This is a genomic window from Paenibacillus sp. sgz302115 (assembly GCF_056120445.1).
The window spans coordinates 246,615-261,947 of sequence record NZ_JBVYOK010000004.1 but is presented as its reverse complement, the minus strand read 5'-3'; the positions used below and the strand labels follow the sequence as shown (position 1 = coordinate 261,947).

Below are 15,333 nucleotides of genomic sequence, written 5' to 3'. Positions count from 1 at the left end.
ATTCCATTCATATATTGGTGTACAACCCCGCGCCAAAGGAGCCTGCCCCCTATGATCCGTGATGTGCTGTTCCCTGTCATATATGGTCTTGTAATCTTCCTTGCCGGTATGAAGCTCATGGAAGCCGCGCTCGCGCGGCTGGCCGGTCCGCTGCTGGCCAAGGGGCTGCATTCGGCAACAGCCACCCCGCTGAAGGGGCTGATCGCCAGCAGCCTGCTGTCCGCGCTGCTGCAGAGCAGCACGGCCGTAACCGTGCTGACCATTGGCATGGTCAATGCCGGGCTGCTCTCCTATGCCCGCACGCTGGGCATTATTCTCGGCAGCAACATCGGCACATGCCTCACCACGGAACTGATCGGACTGCGGATCAGCTCTATGGCCACACCGCTGCTGGCGGGCTCGCTATGCCTTTGGGCTGCTGCCGTCATGCTCGGCGAGCTGCCAGCCAGTGCCCGGCGTGCGGCGGAGGCCTGCCGCAGAATCTCCACACCGCTGCAGTTCATCAGCCTGGCGGTGGCCGGCTTCGCGATGGTCCTCTGGGGCATCGCGGTCATGCAGTCGATTGGCCCTGCTCTGCAGGCGAGCGGGCTGTTCCGCTGGTTCCTGGACCATGCCGCAACCAGTGCGCTGTGGGGCCTGGCGGCAGGAGCCTGCCTGACCGCAATGCTGCACAGCAGCGCGGCGGTCATCGCCATAGCGATGGGTCTGACCGCCTCCGGGGTGATGCCGCCGGAGCTTGGCATCGCCATCGTGCTTGGCGCGAACGTCGGCACATGCGTCACCGCCGTCATTGCCTCCATCGGCGGCTCGCCTTCCGGCGTGTTCGTCGCCTGGTCGCATGTGGCGCTTAATGTAGGCGGCGCACTGCTGTTCCTGCCCTTGATCCAGCCGCTGCAATCCGTCGCGGCCTGGATCGGCGGCGGCCCCGCCGCACAGCTCGCCCATGCCCAGACGATCTTCAATGTCGTCTGCTCCCTTGGCGTTCTGCCGCTGTGTTATCTGCCCGTATGGACCCGGCTGGAAAAACGGCTCCAAACATAGACATGCAAATCCTGCCGTGCCTTCAGGGAAGACCCGGAGCTTCAATAGCACTCTGTTCCCCGGGCCACATTATCGCTGTACCATTATACTTCAAGTACCCGGCTACTTAAAAATATTATAAAACCGCGAGCCATCATAAAAGGTGATCACCGCGACCGCCACCGCCATTCCCAGAATCAGCACAACCACCACATAATCATTTCTGGTGAACGGACGGGCACTGTACCAGGTACGCTTGCGGTTGCTCCCAAAGCCGCGCAGCTCCATCGCGGTGCTGATCTTCTCAATCCGCTCAATGCTGCTCAGGATCAGGGGCATCAGAATCGAAACGATGTTTTTCAGCCGCCTCGGCAATTTTTCCTTGCGGGAGATGTCGATTCCCCGTGCCTGGGCCGAGAATGAGATATTCTCATAGTCACGCTGAATATCCGGGATATACCGCAGCGCCAGCGAGACGGAATAAGCAATTTTATAATTCACCCCGACCCGGTTCAGCGATGCCGCAAATTCACTGGGATCTGTCGTCAGCAGGAACAGAAGCGCCATTGGAATTACTACAGCATACTTCAGAGCGATATTGAACTGATAGAAGAGCTGCTCCGCCGTCAAGGTATATCGTCCGCCTAAATGAAGGAGATCATGCCTGGTGCCGTAGATCCGTGTACCCTCCAAAGGAGAAAACATAAAGATCGCAAGATGATTCAGCAGAAAAAAGAACAATATAAAATAGAGCACAAAAGCATAATCCTGGAACCGGACCCGGGAGATTCTAAAGATTGCCAGACTGATCAGCAGCATTACAAGCAGACATCTGGTATCATAGGTGACCATCGCTGATACCGACCAGACCGTAAACACAATCAGCTTGGTCGCCCCAGTAAGCTGGTGAACAGGTGAATCCTGTTTGGTAAACGTCAGCATCTTGGCTTTCATCCGCGCCGCACCTTCCTGTCATGAGCGATATAACGGCGGACGAATTCCTCAGGCTGCTCCATTCCGGCCTTCTCTGCCAGAGCAAACAGCGAGGTCATCTTCAGGTGGGCGCTGCTTACAATACTCTTGTCCGATAAAATCCGTTCCGGGCGGTCGTCCGCCAGCTTCACGCCCTCCGCCAGCACAATCGTCCGCTGGGCGTACTCCAGCATCAGGTGCATATCGTGCGTAATCATAATTACCGTAATCCCCCGGCCGCTAAGCGCAAGCAGAAACTCCATCATTTCGTTGTAATGCCTGAAGTCCTGTCCAGCCGTCGGCTCATCCAGGATGATCACCTCCGGCTCCAGCACAAGAATCGAAGCAATCGTAACACGTTTCTTCTGCCCATAGCTGAGCGCCGAAACCGGCCATTCCCGGAAGGCATGCAGGCCGCATATTCTCAGAGTTTCATGAACCCGCTCCCTGATCAATTCTTCATCCACGCCCCGCAGTTGAAGCCCCAGGGCCACCTCGTCATAGATCAGCGTTCTGGAGATCATATGATTCGGATTCTGCATCACAAAGCCAATATGCTCAGCCCGCTCTTTAATCGTATCCCGGCCAATCTCACGTCCGTTCAGCAGGATCGACCCGGAAGAAGGCCGGTAAAAGCCGCAAATCAGCTTCGATACAGTGGACTTGCCTGCGCCGTTCCTTCCGGCGATGCAGAGCATCTCGCCACGGCGGGCGCTGAATGAAAGCTGCTGCAGAACCGGAGTGTTTTTGTCATAGCCGAAGGAAACGTCCTTCAGTTCAAGCAGCGGGGGATTCTCCCGGACTTCCAGTGTACTATTGCTGCTGTCATACCACTGTCTGAGCTTGTCCACACTTTCTTCCAGGTCAAGCCCGTGCAAATGCTGCGGTTGTATTTGCGGCGTAATCCTGCAGCCGGCATATTTCATGGCAGTTATGTAGAGAGGCTCGCGAATGCCCGTTTCCGGGAGCAGGCCGGAGCAGAGCAGCTCAGCAGCCGGCATATCCGCAGCTATCGCTCCGTCGTTCATGACGATGATCCGGTCAACCGTACGGTGCAGCACTTCTTCGAGGCGATGCTCGATGATAATGACCGTCTTGCCGGTCTCCCGCTGAACCCGGTCAATCAGTTCAATGGCTTTGGTGCCGGTGAACGGGTCAAGGCTGGCGAGTGGCTCATCGAACAGCAGAATATCCACATTGCCGACAAGCACTCCGGCCAGCATCGTTTTCTGCTTTTGTCCGCCGGATAACTCCTGCGGGGATGCTGACAACAGCTCCTGGATATCGGCAGCTCTGGCTGCAGCCGCCACCTTATCCTTCATCTCAGCTTGCGGAGTTGCCGCATTCTCCAGACTGAAGGCAATATCTTCTCCAACCGTGAGACCGACAAACTGCCCATCCGGGTCCTGCAGCACCGTTCCAACGGCTTTCGAAAGCTGGGTGATCCCCAGTTCCTTGGTGTCCTGCCCCATGAGCTTCAAGGCTCCGCTCATTTCCCCTGCATAAGCAAAAGGGATCAGGCCATTAATGCAGTGAGCCAGCGTGCTTTTGCCTGAGCCGGAAGGTCCGACAATCAGCACCTTCTCCCCTTCGTGAATCCGAAGGTTAATTCCGCGCAAGGTCGGCTCCTGCTGGGCACGATATTTAAACGTGAAATCCTTGAATTCGAGTACCGTTTTACTCATGAATGACCTTCCTCTTTGCCTGCGTGCAGTATTGTAAAAAACAGAAAAGCCGGTGACGGGCACCGGCCTTCGATAATTATTATAATTCATCCAAGCTTTCTGAGGCTACCCTGCTTTGTCCGCGTCTTGGCGTATGCCGCCGCAAGCAGCGTACCGATGACTGCCACCGTGACGATGTTGGACGCTCCGGCGATCAGTCCCTGCGTAAATACTTTATTAGCCGGCTCTGCATAAATGAGAATGTCGAGCAGCGGGGCTGCTACGAACCAGGCGATGGCGTTGGCCGCAATCTGGGCCAGATTGAAGTTAATGATTTCTTTTCTGCCGAATTCCCCGTCATGAACTGCTATTCTCGTCACAAGCAGCCCGATGACCAACCCGACCAGCCCGGAGGAAATAACCCAGCTAAACCAAGGTGATCCGTAGAAAATCGCATCCTTCAGCGTATGCCCGATCAGGCCGATCAGCAGTCCTGCAACCGGTCCGTACAAAAGAGCGAACAGCGCAAGCAATGCATATGTAGTCTCAATGCTGGTATTGGGAATGCCGGAAGGAATGGAGCCGAACCGCCCTAAGATTACAAATAACGCCGAACCGATGCCAATTGCTACAATCGTTTTGATGGATAATACCTTTTGCTTGGCCACCTGCTTCATCTCCCCTAATTAGATTTGTTATGTACTTTTTCAGATATTATACATTGGTTTAGTAGGGATTACTATAGGGGAGGAGAATTTTTTCTGAGCACAAAAAGACCTGCAAACCGCCGTGAAGAGGCTTTGCAGGTCCTGATGTTTTATTGCGGATTCACGCTGTAACTTAGGTTATTTAACCGTAACTGAAACCGACACTGTTTTGTTGTTGAACTTGCCTTTGAATGAGGTAGTGCCTTTGCTGACTGCCGTAATCGTCCCGGAGGTATTGATTCTGGCCACGGAAGGCTTAGTGCTTGTCCATGCTACGGCTCCTGTTACAATCTCCGTTTTACCGGTATCATACTGCGCCGTTACCACTATGCCCTGGGAGGCTCCCGGTGCCAGTTGCAGCCTGTTTTCACTGACGGTCAGCTTGGTCAGCTTGGGAACTACAGTAATTTTGACGGTTGCGGAGATTCCTTGATAGGATCCGGTCAGCGTTGTTGTGCCTTCGGCAACAGCTCTTACAGTAGCGCCAGTAACAGTAGCAACAGCCGGATTGGATGATTCCCAGTTCATTGCCCCGGAAAACACCGCCGTTTTGCCATTAGTGAAAACTCCGGTAACCTTAATGGTCTTGGAGCCTCTAAGATTCATCTCAAGTGTACTTGGTTCCACCAGCAGCTTCGTAATCTTCTGCTCAATAGTAACCGGAATACTGATCGTTTTGTTGGAGTAGGTTCCCTTCAGTGTAGCGGAGCCCTTCACCAAGCCTTTGATTGTCTTGCCGCTCGCCGTTTGCTTGATCACCGCGTTGCTGCCGGTAACCTCCCATTTAATCAACGAAGAAACATCCAGCTCATCGCCGTTCTCCAGCACCGCCTGCACAGCAGGCAATGCCTTATCTTCACCAATAACGAGACCAAATGGATTTTCCGGCCCGATCAGAACAAGCACTTTATTCAGAACCGTTACTTTCAGCTCAACAGTTTTGCTGCGGATGGCTGAGGCAGGTGATGCAACAGGGCTTTCTTTTATTTTGCCGGTAAGGGTTACTGTGCCTGCTTTGCCGCCGACAAGCTTGCCATCCTTAATCGAAGCAATTTCTTCGTTTGCGGATGTCCAGGCGATTTCATCGCTGATGTCCAGCTTGGTTCCGTCATATTTTGTTCCGCTTACCTTCGGCAGGCTTGCAGTGTCCGCTGTGTACAGCTCCTGTTCTTTCTTTTCAATAGTCAGGTCTGTAAGGTTAGGATACACTGTCAGCTTAAACGTCTTATTGACTCCCAGGTAATCTCCTTTGATCACCGCAGTACCTACCGCTTTGGCAGTTACAGTAGCCGCGGCATCTTCTGAAGCTACCGTGTCAGCCGTAACCGTTGCTGTAAGCTGGTTGTCGGAGCTCCATACCGTACCCGCAGATTGATTTTTGGTTGAGTTCACAGCATCCCGCACAGACGATTTAACCTTCAGGCTTTCCCCGAGGAAAAGAGATTGATCGCCGCTTGGATTCAGCAGCAGCGCCTCATAAGGCGCACGCACGTAGACATCAATTGATTTGGAAACACCCAGATAGCTCGCTGTAATGGTCACCTTGCCGGTGCCCAGCACCGTAATCTCTCCGGCTTTTACCTTGGCAATACTCTCATTTGAGCTTGTCCAGGTTGCCTTGCCGGCAATATCATTCTCGGCACTGTCCTCAGATGCTTTGGTCATCGCAGTTAATTGTAACGGACTGTCTCCGACCAGCATTTCAAGCTCCTTAACAGCCGTATTAGTCTTCTTATCTTTCAGCACAATAGCTGAATAAGGCAGTTTCACCACAGCTTTGAAGGTCGCTGTCAAGCCTTTATATTTGGCTGTAACCGTCGCCGTACCTTCACCCACAAGGGTAATTTTGCCGCTGGCAATGGTGAGCACGTTAGCATTAGAGCTGCTCCATTCAGCATCAGCAGTAACTTCCTTCACGGAAGTAGCCGTCTCGCCGCCGGTAACCTTCGCTTTCACAAGCAGCGACGCTTCGCTGTCACCTAATTTATAATCGCCCTCGGAGCTTTTCTCCAGAGTTAAATCCTTATATGGATATGTAACAGACACTTCAATAGATGCAACTGCATTATTATAAGTTGCTGTAATCATTGACGTACCGGTGTTAACCGGTGTCAGCAACCCGTTAACAACCTTAACCACATCGGTTTTGGATGAAATCCACAAGGCTGCAGCCGTTACATCTCTTTTGGAAGAAGTGCCTTCCAGGTTGGCATACACCTTAAGCTGCTTGGGTGTCTGCCCAACGGTAAGGTCTACTTTTGCCGAACTGTCGAATTCAATAGAAATAGTGTCGCCAGTAGCTGCAAAGACGTTTACCGGAAAAGCTACAACAGTCAGCAACATCATTATGAGGAGCATTTTCGTCATTTTCCTGTACACGGTCATCGTTTCTCTCCTTAGGCAGTAAAATTATGGATACTGTTTTTCCACACTCTTCCACTATATCGGTTATTTCGGCCTGAGTCTTTACCCTATTTTCAGTTTAATTTCAGCTCCAGCTCAATTCAGGACTTTGTAACTATATTCTCCCACAACCAAAACAGCCCCATCAAAGTGGGGCCGTAGATCAAACTATATACCGGAGTGGAAAAAGTAAACCTAATCGGAGCAAACGGGCCATAAACACGCAATTTTCTCCGAAATAAGTGGACAAATTCCCACTAAACCCCGCTGCGGCAAGGATTTCAGCAGATTAGTTGTACTAATTCCACCTATCGTAGATATAAATCTGCAAATTCATTAGGCCAATGAAGGCTATGTTATACGCTATAGGACACTTTCCCGAAGCCCGCTCCGGCTCACACTGACCAGCTCGCCCCGGCATTCATTCACGCCCGCTTCTGTGATTTTCACCTGGCAGAGCTCTCCCTGCAGCGAATCATCGCCGTCAAAGAACACCTGCAGATAGTTGTCGCTGAAGCCGTGCTGTGTGCTGCGCTGCGGCGCATCCTTGGCCGAACGCTCGGCAATGACGGGCAGCGTCTTGCCGACGAACTTACGCGCATAGGCAAGCTGCATGTCCTCGGAGAGGTCAATCAGCTCCTGAACACGGACGTTCTTGATCTCTTCATCAACCTGATTCAGCATCCGCGCCGCCGGAGTGCCTGTCCGTTTGGAATACGGGAACACATGCATTTCGGAGTAGTTGACGGCCTTCATGAAATCATAACCGGCACGGAACATTTCCTCGGTTTCACCCGGGAAGCCGACAATAACGTCGGTGGTAATGCCCACATCCGGCATCGCCTGGCGGATGAGCTGCATTTTTGCGTAATACTCTTCTGTCGTATACTTACGGCGCATCGCCTTAAGAACTTCGTTGTGTCCGGCCTGCAGCGGAATGTGCAGATGACGGCACATTTTGGAGCTGCGGTTCAGCACCTCAAGCAGCTTCTCGTCAATCTGGCTGGCTTCAATCGAGCTGATGCGGACCCGCTCCAGTCCATCCACCTTGTCCAGCTCCCACAGCAGATCAGCAAGCCGGTAATTCTCCAGATCATCCCCGTAGCCTCCGGTATGAATGCCAGTCAGAACAAATTCCTTATATCCGGCTTCCACCAGCTGATGCGCCTGGGCTACAATCGACTTCGGATCACGGCTGCGCGACAGACCGCGCGACCACGGAATAATGCAGAAGGTGCAGAAGTTGTTGCAGCCATCCTGGATTTTCATAAAAGCCCGCGTCCGGTCGGCAAAGCCCGGGACATCCAGCTCCTCGAATTCGCGTGTCTTCATAATATTGCGCACGGCATTCACCGGCTGGCGTGATTCCTGAATATTTTTCACATGGGTCATGATGTGCTCACGGTCCTGGTTGCCGATAACAAGATCGACACCGGGAATATCGAGAATCTCGCCGGGCGAGGTCTGCGCATAACAGCCGGTTACGGCAACAATAGCCTCGGGATTGCGGCGCACGGCGCGGCGGATCATTTGGCGGCTTTTTTTGTCGCCGGTATTCGTTACAGTACAAGTGTTGATCAAATAGATATCAGCGGGTCCCTCGAAATCCACTTGCTCGTAACCTTCATTTTTGAAAAGCTGCCAGATGGCTTCAGTGTCATAGAAATTAACTTTACAACCTAAAGTATAAAATGCTACGGATGGCATTCTTCAAGCTCCCCCCATTTCTCCAGATTCGTACAAAATACAGGCTGCGGCTACCATGCCTGCCGTCTCGCAGCGCAGGATGCGCCGTCCAAGCCCGACGGAGACCGCCCCGGCCTCTTCGGCTGCGCGGCATTCCTCAGGGCTGAAGCCGCCTTCAGGACCGACCACAATCATTACCTTGCCGGATGCCTGCGGCGGCAATGCAGACAGCCACGGCGCGGCTGCGCTGCGGAGCTGCAGTCCTTCTTCCTTTTCATAACAGAAATATACAGCGTCATATTCGCTGAAGCTCTGCAGCAGCAGCTTCCAGCTAAGCGGCGAATGTACAGCGGGAACGATGTTCCGGTGTGCCTGCTCAGCGGCCTCTTTGCAGATTTTGCGCCAGCGCTCTACCCGCTTGCTCTCCTTCCGCTCGTCGTACTGCACAATCGTGCGCTCCGAGAGGAAAGGGGCAAAGGCCACCGCGCCGATTTCGGTGCATTTTTGAATCACCGTCTCCAGCTTATCTCCCTTAGGCAGACTCTGGGCCACCGTGATCTTGATCCGCGGCTCATGGGTCATTTCCAGCATTTCCAGTATGCTAACTGTTACTTCTCCAATTTCAATTGAAGCGATCTCCACCAGCGCCTCACGGGATACACCATCGCTGACAATCAGCTTGTCCCCGGCCTTGCCGCGCATGACCTTGGCAATATGGCGGGCGTCCTCGCCGTCAATCCTTACTGTATCCGGCCCGAACTGCTCCGGTGTTACGAAATAACGCTGCATATTCTCATCATCCTGTTCTTATTCAGCATGAAAGCGGCAGCGTTCCTGCTCTCCAGGTTCCCTGCCGCTGCTCTACTTGCATCTATCCTTCTAAAAATACCACATTACATCATACAACGTTTGCCTGGTTGTGAACAGTCCCAGCCTCAGTATCCGAACAGCTTCAGGAATAATTGAAGGAAATCATTTCCGGTCTGGGTGGCCCAATGATCAATCGGGCTAATCGTATAGGTACGCAGGCCGGGGATAAAGATAATCAGCAGAAAGAGAAAAGACAGCCACTGCTCATACTGCTGCAGTCTTCCGCGAACCGGATGCGGTGCGACATCCTCCAAAATACGATAACCATCCAGCGGCGGCAGCGGAATCAGATTGAACAGAAAGAGAAAGAAATTAAATTGAATAAAAATCCCAAAAAACCAGACAATCGCCCGCAGCAGCTGCTCGTTCTTAATCATATCAATTGTTCCCGTTCCTAGCAGCACGGCATAGATGAACGCCCCCAGGATACCCAGCAGCAAATTACTGATCGGGCCGGCGGCGGACACAATCACGCCCATCAGACGGGGACGGCTGAAGTTGTCACGGTTGACGGGAACCGGACGCGCCCAGCCGAAGCCGGCGATCAGCAGCAGAATAATCCCGAAGAAATCGAAATGAACCGCCGGATTCAGCGTCATGCGGCCGAGCAGCCGTGCTGTCGGATCACCGAACTTGTTGGCAAAATAAGCATGGCTGAATTCATGCACCGTAAAAGCGATGACCAGTGTGATCAGGAAGAACGGCAACTGCTCCAGCGGCACACGTATAAAACTTTGCAAGATATCCATCTTTACCTCTTTCCGGCTGTAAACGCCACCCAATCTTCTTCGCGGGATACTTCCATAATTTCAAAACCGGAAGCCGCCAGCGCCTTCGACACCAGCTCTTCCTTATCCTTATAAATGCCGGAGGTGATATAGATCCCGCCCGGCTGCAGCGCACGGTAAACATCATCCGTGAACAGCACAATAATCTCCGCCAAAATATTCGCTACCACAATTTTTACTGGAAGCGTTACTCCCAGCCCCGCTTCGCTTCCCGGCTCAGCAGCTTCATCAGCCCCGGTATGGCTCGGTCTGGCCGAAGGCCACATCTCTCCCGCAGCCGTATCTGCGGCGCCTTCACCGCCGAGCAGCGACAGCAGATCGCTCTCTTTGACTGTAATGGCTTCCTGCAGCCGGTTCAGCGCTACATTCTCACGGGCACTGTCCACCGCCACCGGGTCCAGGTCGAGCGCCAGCACAGACTTTGCTCCGAGCAGGACCGCACCTACAGCGAGAATGCCGGAGCCTGTTCCAACGTCGATAACCTCTTCCCCGCCGCTGATATGCTTTTCCAGAGCCCGCAGACACAGCGCAGTAGTGGGATGAGTACCTGTTCCGAAGGCCATGCCGGGATCGAGTTCAATAATCTTTTCATCCGGGCTGGCGGGCGTATACTCCTCCCATGTCGGTCTAATGGTCAGACGTTCCGATACACGCAGCGGCTTGAAGTATTGCTTCCACGCATGCGCCCAATCGTTCTCGTCCACCGTTTTCCAGGAAAGCTGCCCTTTGCCCGGATCAATGCCGTATTGGCGCAGTTCCTCTATGCGGGGGGCCAGTTCCTTCATCACGTCCTCCATCCGCACAGCTTCGGCATAGTAGCCTTTGATCACCGCCTCGCCTTCGGGAATGTCGTTCAACGGCTCATCATACAATTCGCCGTAACGCGTCTCCCGCTGTTTGGCCAGCGTGCCCGATTCCTCAATCGAGACCCCGCCGGCGCCCGCTTCATATAAAAAGTTGGAGATCATCTCCTGGGCCTCTTCCGTTGTATGTACAGTCACTTCATGCCATAACATTGTTTATAAATCCTCCCGTTTCAAGTGCGATTAATAGCTCACAAAAATGTGACTTTGTATAGTATAACATTTCTTCCCTGTACAGCGCCAAACTGCGGATAGCAGACCGTTATTCCGGTGCTTTCAGAGCCTTCCCAGCTCCCTATATGATTGTTAGGCAAAGATAGAGTACTATAATATGGAAGTTGGGCTTTATCTGCGATAAGCAGCAAAACAAAGGTAAAACAGGGAGAGACTAATGGCAAATATATTGGTAGTTGAAGACGAACAATCAATCAGCGATCTGATCACGATGAATTTGAAGCTGGTCGGGCATCATTTTTTCAAAGCTTTTAACGGCCCTGATGCGCTGCGGATATTGGAAAATGAAAAAGTCGATCTGCTGCTGCTGGACATCATGCTGCCCGAAATGGACGGGTTTGAAGTGATGCGGCGCATCCGCAATCTGCATATTCCGGTCATTGTCATTACCGCCAAGGACTCACTGGCCGACCGCATTGCCGGCTTCGAGCTCGGTGCCGACGATTACATCATCAAGCCGTTCGAGATTCTGGAGCTGCTTGCCCGTGTCAATGTGGCGCTCCGCCGCAACGACAAGGGTCATGCCGGCTTTGTGCTCAATGAGGTGGAGGTGCGGCTGCAGGAGCGGACGGTTTATAAAGACGGCCGGCCGGTCGAGATAACTGCCAGGGAATTTGAACTTCTGGAGGTGCTGATCCAGAACCGGAATATCGCCTTGTCCAGGGAAAAGCTGCTGGAATTGGCCTGGGGATACGACTACGAGGGTGAAACCCGTACCGTAGATGTCCATATCAGGCAGCTCCGCAAAAAACTGGGCTGGGAAGAACGCATCAAAACCATTTTCAAACTGGGCTACCGTCTGGACACGGAGGGTCAGGCATGAAATTTTGGCATAAAACATTGCTGATGGTTCTGGCCCTTTTTATTGCAGCACTGGATGTCAGTGTTATTATGGTGATGAACAAAAGCTGGCGGCTCAATATGGAACGTGAAACGCAAAGAGCATCCAGCGAACAGGCTTTAATCGCCAACAATGTGTATGAAAATCTGAATTCGCTCCTGGCCCGCGGCTCCCGTGTGGATCGCCCGGTATTGTACGAGGTTATGCGCTCCTATGCCCAGAATTACCGCCAGCAGGGAATTACGCTCCAGCTATGGGACCAGGACGAGCTGGTCTATCCCGCCGGTGAAGGTCAGCGGCAAAAGCCGGCAGTGCAGGCCGGTCAGGTGGAGGAACAGGGCGTACATATAATCCGCATCGCTGGCGGACTATCGGCGCCTTACGAGCACCTGCTTTTTGTATATGAACGCGAGATCGGGGAATTGTATGCCAGGCAAAATGAGCTGAATCATTTTTTTGTCATCATCAACTTCACCGTCGGTCCCATACTGGCCATCCTGCTCTATATCCTGATCCGCAAGCTGACAAGTCCGCTCAGACTGTTGTCGGAAACTACCAAACGGATTGCTGAAGGCAATTATACGGAACGCATTCAGCTTAGCAACAGGGACGAATTTGGCGAATTGGCGCAGAATTTCAACCGGATGGCCGAAGCCGTGGAGCGGCATGTGACGGAACTGTCTGAAATGGCCGAAGAAAAACAGCGGCTGGTTGACAATCTGGCCCATGAATTGCGGACACCGCTGACCAGTATGCAGGGTTTTGCCGAATATTTGAATACCGCCAATATCGGCGAAGAGGAACGGATGACGGCCAGCCGATATATCTGGAGCGAGACGTTGCGGCTGAAAAAGCTGGCGTTCAAGCTGCTGGACCTCTCAGCCATGCGTCATAAACGCCTGGAACTGGAACGGGTGAACATCAGGGAATTGTTCCGATCCGTCCAGCAGACGGAGATGAAACATCTGCAGGATGCCGGGCTGCGGCTGGTGCTTGATCCGGCTATCGACAGCGTGTGGGGGGATGCCGATCTGCTTGCGGCTTTCCTGGTCAACTGCATTGACAATTCGATTCACGCCTCTGCCGCAGGCGGCGAAATCCGGTTGCTGGCCTACAAAGAAAATGCGGAAGCGGTGCTGGAGGTACGCGATTTCGGCTCCGGGATGACGGAACAGCAGGCCAAACGGGCATTTGAACCGTTTTACCGGGCTGACAACGCACGATCCAGAGCCCACGGCGGAGCCGGTCTTGGCTTGTCCCTGTGCCAGCAGATCGCCGAGGCGCACGGAGCAAGGCTGACTCTGGAATCGGCAAAACATGAGGGTACGCGCTTCCGCATCTTTTTACAACTTCATAACAACTGCGTCGCTGGTTCATAACAACTTTTTAATAAAGTAGGCATAGGCCAAGCCTAATACAATATGGAGGTAATTACGGATGAAACTCAAGCAAAGCCTCTTAACGACAGCGGTTGTTGCCGTATCCGGCGGTTTGCTGGCGCTCAGTGCAGTGATTGTGCCCGGAATGGTGAATTCAACAGCCCTTGCGGAGCATGTTCAGATGGAGAAATTGCAGGGAACTGTGTCTTTGACGAACGGCAAGGTGCCTGTACTGAAGGTGGAGGCCGCCGCCCCGGTCTCGACGGTTGAAGAATACTTGAAGCAAAAGATGACGAAACAGGAAATGCAGCAAATTTATACGTACATCGACAACCACAATGAGGAAGGCATCAAGTTCAACCGGGAGATGAGCGAAACGGAGGTCAACCGGCGGCTGGCATTGAACGATCAATATGTATATGAAGGCGTCCGCCCCAAAGCCCTCCTGCCCCTGAAGGCGGGCGTTGCTGATTTCTATCTGGATCTTGAAAAGGGGTCTTTCACCTTGCCTAGCCGGGAATTGACGGATGAAGAGCTGCTGCAGCTCGTTGATTGGTCTTACCGTGAGATGTATGCGCTGAATCAGCGCAACAACGAACAGCTTCCCGTTCCGGGCGCTAAAGACATCCAGAAGGCCGAAGCCGTCAAGCTGGCCAGCGCAAGCATCAAGAAATTGTTCAACATTGATATCTCCAAGCTGGACACCCATGCCAACTATTCGCTGCAAGGCCCAGCCAAACAGGACCAATGGTTTGTTGATTTCCGGCCGTATAAATCGGACACCCTGCGGTCCAAAGGGGAGAAATTCCTGTCTTATAATGTACTCCTGGATGCCAAGACCGGGGTGGTGCTGGACACAACAGTCGTAGACCTGTCTTACAAACGGACGGCGATCAGTGCAGCAGCAATGGAGAAGGTTAAAAAGGATGCAAGCTGGATTGCAGCAGCTAAACAGATTGTTACACAAAAGCAGGGCGAAACGCGCAAAATCGTCAGCACAAAAATCAACGACGATTCTTCATATCTGAAACGCGGGCTTGTCAGCATTCTGATCAAGCTGGAAGACGGGAGCACCTACAACGCCGAGCTGCGTTATCCCGAGAAAACGCTGCGCTGCCTGATGTATGAGGCCGCCGGGACGGCAAAATAACACGCTGGGTAGACTGCTGTTACACTGCTGTGACTGCTCTATTAAGGGGCTGTCTTATAAGCGGTAAATCGCCGCTTGGACAGCCCTTTTACACCACTATTTCTATGGGCAGCGCCAAACTGCAGCTCATCTCCCGGAACCGGGAACTTTATTATGGCAAAAGCAGTCCGTGGTATGGTCGTTCACCATGCCGGAAGCCTGCATAAAAGCATAACAAATTGTAGAGCCGACAAACTTCATGCCCTTTTTCTTCAGCGCCTTGCTCATCTGGTCGGACTGAGGGGTGACAGCCGGAACCTCGGAGATGCTTTTCCACTCATTAATAACCGGGGTACCTCCGGCGAAGCTCCACAAATAATCCGCAAAGCTCCCCTCCTCCTCGCAAATCTTCAGGAACACAGCCGCATTATTAATGATGGCATTGACCTTCAAGCGGTTGCGGATAATCCCCGTGTCCTGCATCAGCGCTTCAATCTTCGCTTCATCATAATGGACAATTTTCTGCGGATCGAATCCGTCGAACACTTGCCGGTAATGCTCCCGTTTCTTCAAAATTGTGTACCAGCTTAGTCCCGCCTGCATGCCCTCCAGCATCAGAAGCTCGAACAGCTTCCCATCGTCGTACAGCGGTTTACCCCATTCTTCATCGTGATAAGCTATATACAGCGGGTCTTGGTTGACCCAGGCACAGCGTGTAATCGTCAAGTGGCTCTCTCCTTTTTCCATGTGTAGGCAGTTACTTTCATCATTCGGATA

13 protein-coding genes are annotated in these 15,333 nt (G+C 52.8%); 4 read left to right on the top strand and 9 right to left on the bottom strand.

Annotation, left to right across the window (positions count from 1 at the left end; genetic code table 11):
- Positions 1-51 precede the first annotated feature (51 nt).
- A complete protein-coding gene (locus AC0LWN_RS11580; RefSeq protein ID WP_474665504.1) occupies positions 52-1,041 on the top strand; it encodes a Na/Pi cotransporter family protein in 990 nt (329 codons plus the stop codon).
- Between the two features lie 102 nt (positions 1,042-1,143).
- On the opposite strand, the gene AC0LWN_RS11575 is transcribed toward AC0LWN_RS11580, so the two are convergent.
- The 8 genes from AC0LWN_RS11575 to prmA all read right to left on the bottom strand — a co-directional run bounded on the left by AC0LWN_RS11575 (position 1,144) and on the right by prmA (position 11,126).
- Complete coding sequence (locus AC0LWN_RS11575) at positions 1,144-1,974, bottom strand: energy-coupling factor transporter transmembrane component T family protein (protein ID WP_474665338.1); 831 nt, start codon at positions 1,972-1,974, stop codon at positions 1,144-1,146.
- On the bottom strand, positions 1,971-3,677 hold the full coding sequence (locus AC0LWN_RS11570) for an ABC transporter ATP-binding protein (RefSeq protein ID WP_474665336.1): 1,707 nt from the start codon (positions 3,675-3,677) through the stop codon (positions 1,971-1,973). Before AC0LWN_RS11570 ends, AC0LWN_RS11575 begins: the two co-directional genes overlap by 4 nt.
- A gap of 86 nt (positions 3,678-3,763) precedes the next feature.
- Complete coding sequence (locus AC0LWN_RS11565) at positions 3,764-4,333, bottom strand: ECF-type riboflavin transporter substrate-binding protein (protein WP_474665334.1); 570 nt, start codon at positions 4,331-4,333, stop codon at positions 3,764-3,766.
- Between the two features lie 168 nt (positions 4,334-4,501).
- Entirely contained in the window at positions 4,502-6,748 is a 2,247-nt protein-coding gene (locus AC0LWN_RS11560) for an Ig-like domain-containing protein (RefSeq protein ID WP_474665332.1), read from the bottom strand.
- Positions 6,749-7,129: 381 nt separating this feature from the next.
- Positions 7,130-8,473 (bottom strand): tRNA (N(6)-L-threonylcarbamoyladenosine(37)-C(2))-methylthiotransferase MtaB, encoded by a 1,344-nt coding sequence (mtaB, locus tag AC0LWN_RS11555; RefSeq protein ID WP_474665330.1) that lies wholly within the window; start codon positions 8,471-8,473, stop codon positions 7,130-7,132.
- Between the two features lie 3 nt (positions 8,474-8,476).
- Positions 8,477-9,241: an RsmE family RNA methyltransferase gene (locus AC0LWN_RS11550; protein ID WP_474665328.1), complete on the bottom strand. Its 765-nt coding sequence runs from the start codon at positions 9,239-9,241 to the stop codon at positions 8,477-8,479.
- Positions 9,242-9,387: 146 nt separating this feature from the next.
- Positions 9,388-10,071 (bottom strand): site-2 protease family protein, encoded by a 684-nt coding sequence (locus AC0LWN_RS11545; RefSeq protein ID WP_474665326.1) that lies wholly within the window; start codon positions 10,069-10,071, stop codon positions 9,388-9,390.
- 2 nt (positions 10,072-10,073) lie between these two features.
- Positions 10,074-11,126: a 50S ribosomal protein L11 methyltransferase gene (gene prmA, locus AC0LWN_RS11540; RefSeq protein WP_474665324.1), complete on the bottom strand. Its 1,053-nt coding sequence runs from the start codon at positions 11,124-11,126 to the stop codon at positions 10,074-10,076.
- 238 nt (positions 11,127-11,364) lie between these two features.
- Here prmA and AC0LWN_RS11535 point away from each other — a divergent pair, with 238 nt between their 5' ends.
- From AC0LWN_RS11535 to AC0LWN_RS11525, 3 genes are read left to right on the top strand one after another with little or no spacing between them, the layout of a single operon-like run.
- The gene (locus AC0LWN_RS11535; RefSeq protein ID WP_474665322.1) at positions 11,365-12,030 is read left to right on the top strand and encodes a response regulator transcription factor; all 666 of its coding nucleotides are present in this window, start codon (positions 11,365-11,367) and stop codon (positions 12,028-12,030) included.
- Entirely contained in the window at positions 12,027-13,427 is a 1,401-nt protein-coding gene (locus tag AC0LWN_RS11530) for a sensor histidine kinase (protein WP_474665320.1), read from the top strand. Before AC0LWN_RS11535 ends, AC0LWN_RS11530 begins: the two co-directional genes overlap by 4 nt.
- A 58-nt stretch (positions 13,428-13,485) precedes the next feature.
- Positions 13,486-14,577, top strand: coding sequence for a hypothetical protein (locus tag AC0LWN_RS11525; protein WP_474665318.1), 1,092 nt, complete (start codon positions 13,486-13,488; stop codon positions 14,575-14,577).
- Between the two features lie 126 nt (positions 14,578-14,703).
- On the opposite strand, the gene AC0LWN_RS11520 is transcribed toward AC0LWN_RS11525, so the two are convergent.
- Positions 14,704-15,303: a DNA-3-methyladenine glycosylase I gene (locus tag AC0LWN_RS11520; RefSeq protein ID WP_474665316.1), complete on the bottom strand. Its 600-nt coding sequence runs from the start codon at positions 15,301-15,303 to the stop codon at positions 14,704-14,706.
- Between the last annotated feature and the right edge of the window lie 30 nt (positions 15,304-15,333).

What these genes read in the sequence shown, in the direction of transcription:
- AC0LWN_RS11580 (WP_474665504.1), top strand. Translation starts at nt 52, where the DNA reads ATGATCCGTGATGTGCTGTTCCCTGTCATATATGGTCTTGTAATCTTC.
- AC0LWN_RS11575 (WP_474665338.1), bottom strand. Translation starts at nt 1,974, where the DNA reads ATGAAAGCCAAGATGCTGACGTTTACCAAACAGGATTCACCTGTTCAC.
- AC0LWN_RS11570 (WP_474665336.1), bottom strand. Translation starts at nt 3,677, where the DNA reads ATGAGTAAAACGGTACTCGAATTCAAGGATTTCACGTTTAAATATCGT.
- AC0LWN_RS11565 (WP_474665334.1), bottom strand. Translation starts at nt 4,333, where the DNA reads ATGAAGCAGGTGGCCAAGCAAAAGGTATTATCCATCAAAACGATTGTA.
- AC0LWN_RS11560 (WP_474665332.1), bottom strand. Translation starts at nt 6,748, where the DNA reads ATGACCGTGTACAGGAAAATGACGAAAATGCTCCTCATAATGATGTTG.
- mtaB (WP_474665330.1), bottom strand. Translation starts at nt 8,473, where the DNA reads ATGCCATCCGTAGCATTTTATACTTTAGGTTGTAAAGTTAATTTCTAT.
- AC0LWN_RS11550 (WP_474665328.1), bottom strand. Translation starts at nt 9,241, where the DNA reads ATGCAGCGTTATTTCGTAACACCGGAGCAGTTCGGGCCGGATACAGTA.
- AC0LWN_RS11545 (WP_474665326.1), bottom strand. Translation starts at nt 10,071, where the DNA reads ATGGATATCTTGCAAAGTTTTATACGTGTGCCGCTGGAGCAGTTGCCG.
- prmA (WP_474665324.1), bottom strand. Translation starts at nt 11,126, where the DNA reads ATGTTATGGCATGAAGTGACTGTACATACAACGGAAGAGGCCCAGGAG.
- AC0LWN_RS11535 (WP_474665322.1), top strand. Translation starts at nt 11,365, where the DNA reads ATGGCAAATATATTGGTAGTTGAAGACGAACAATCAATCAGCGATCTG.
- AC0LWN_RS11530 (WP_474665320.1), top strand. Translation starts at nt 12,027, where the DNA reads ATGAAATTTTGGCATAAAACATTGCTGATGGTTCTGGCCCTTTTTATT.
- AC0LWN_RS11525 (WP_474665318.1), top strand. Translation starts at nt 13,486, where the DNA reads ATGAAACTCAAGCAAAGCCTCTTAACGACAGCGGTTGTTGCCGTATCC.
- AC0LWN_RS11520 (WP_474665316.1), bottom strand. Translation starts at nt 15,303, where the DNA reads ATGGAAAAAGGAGAGAGCCACTTGACGATTACACGCTGTGCCTGGGTC.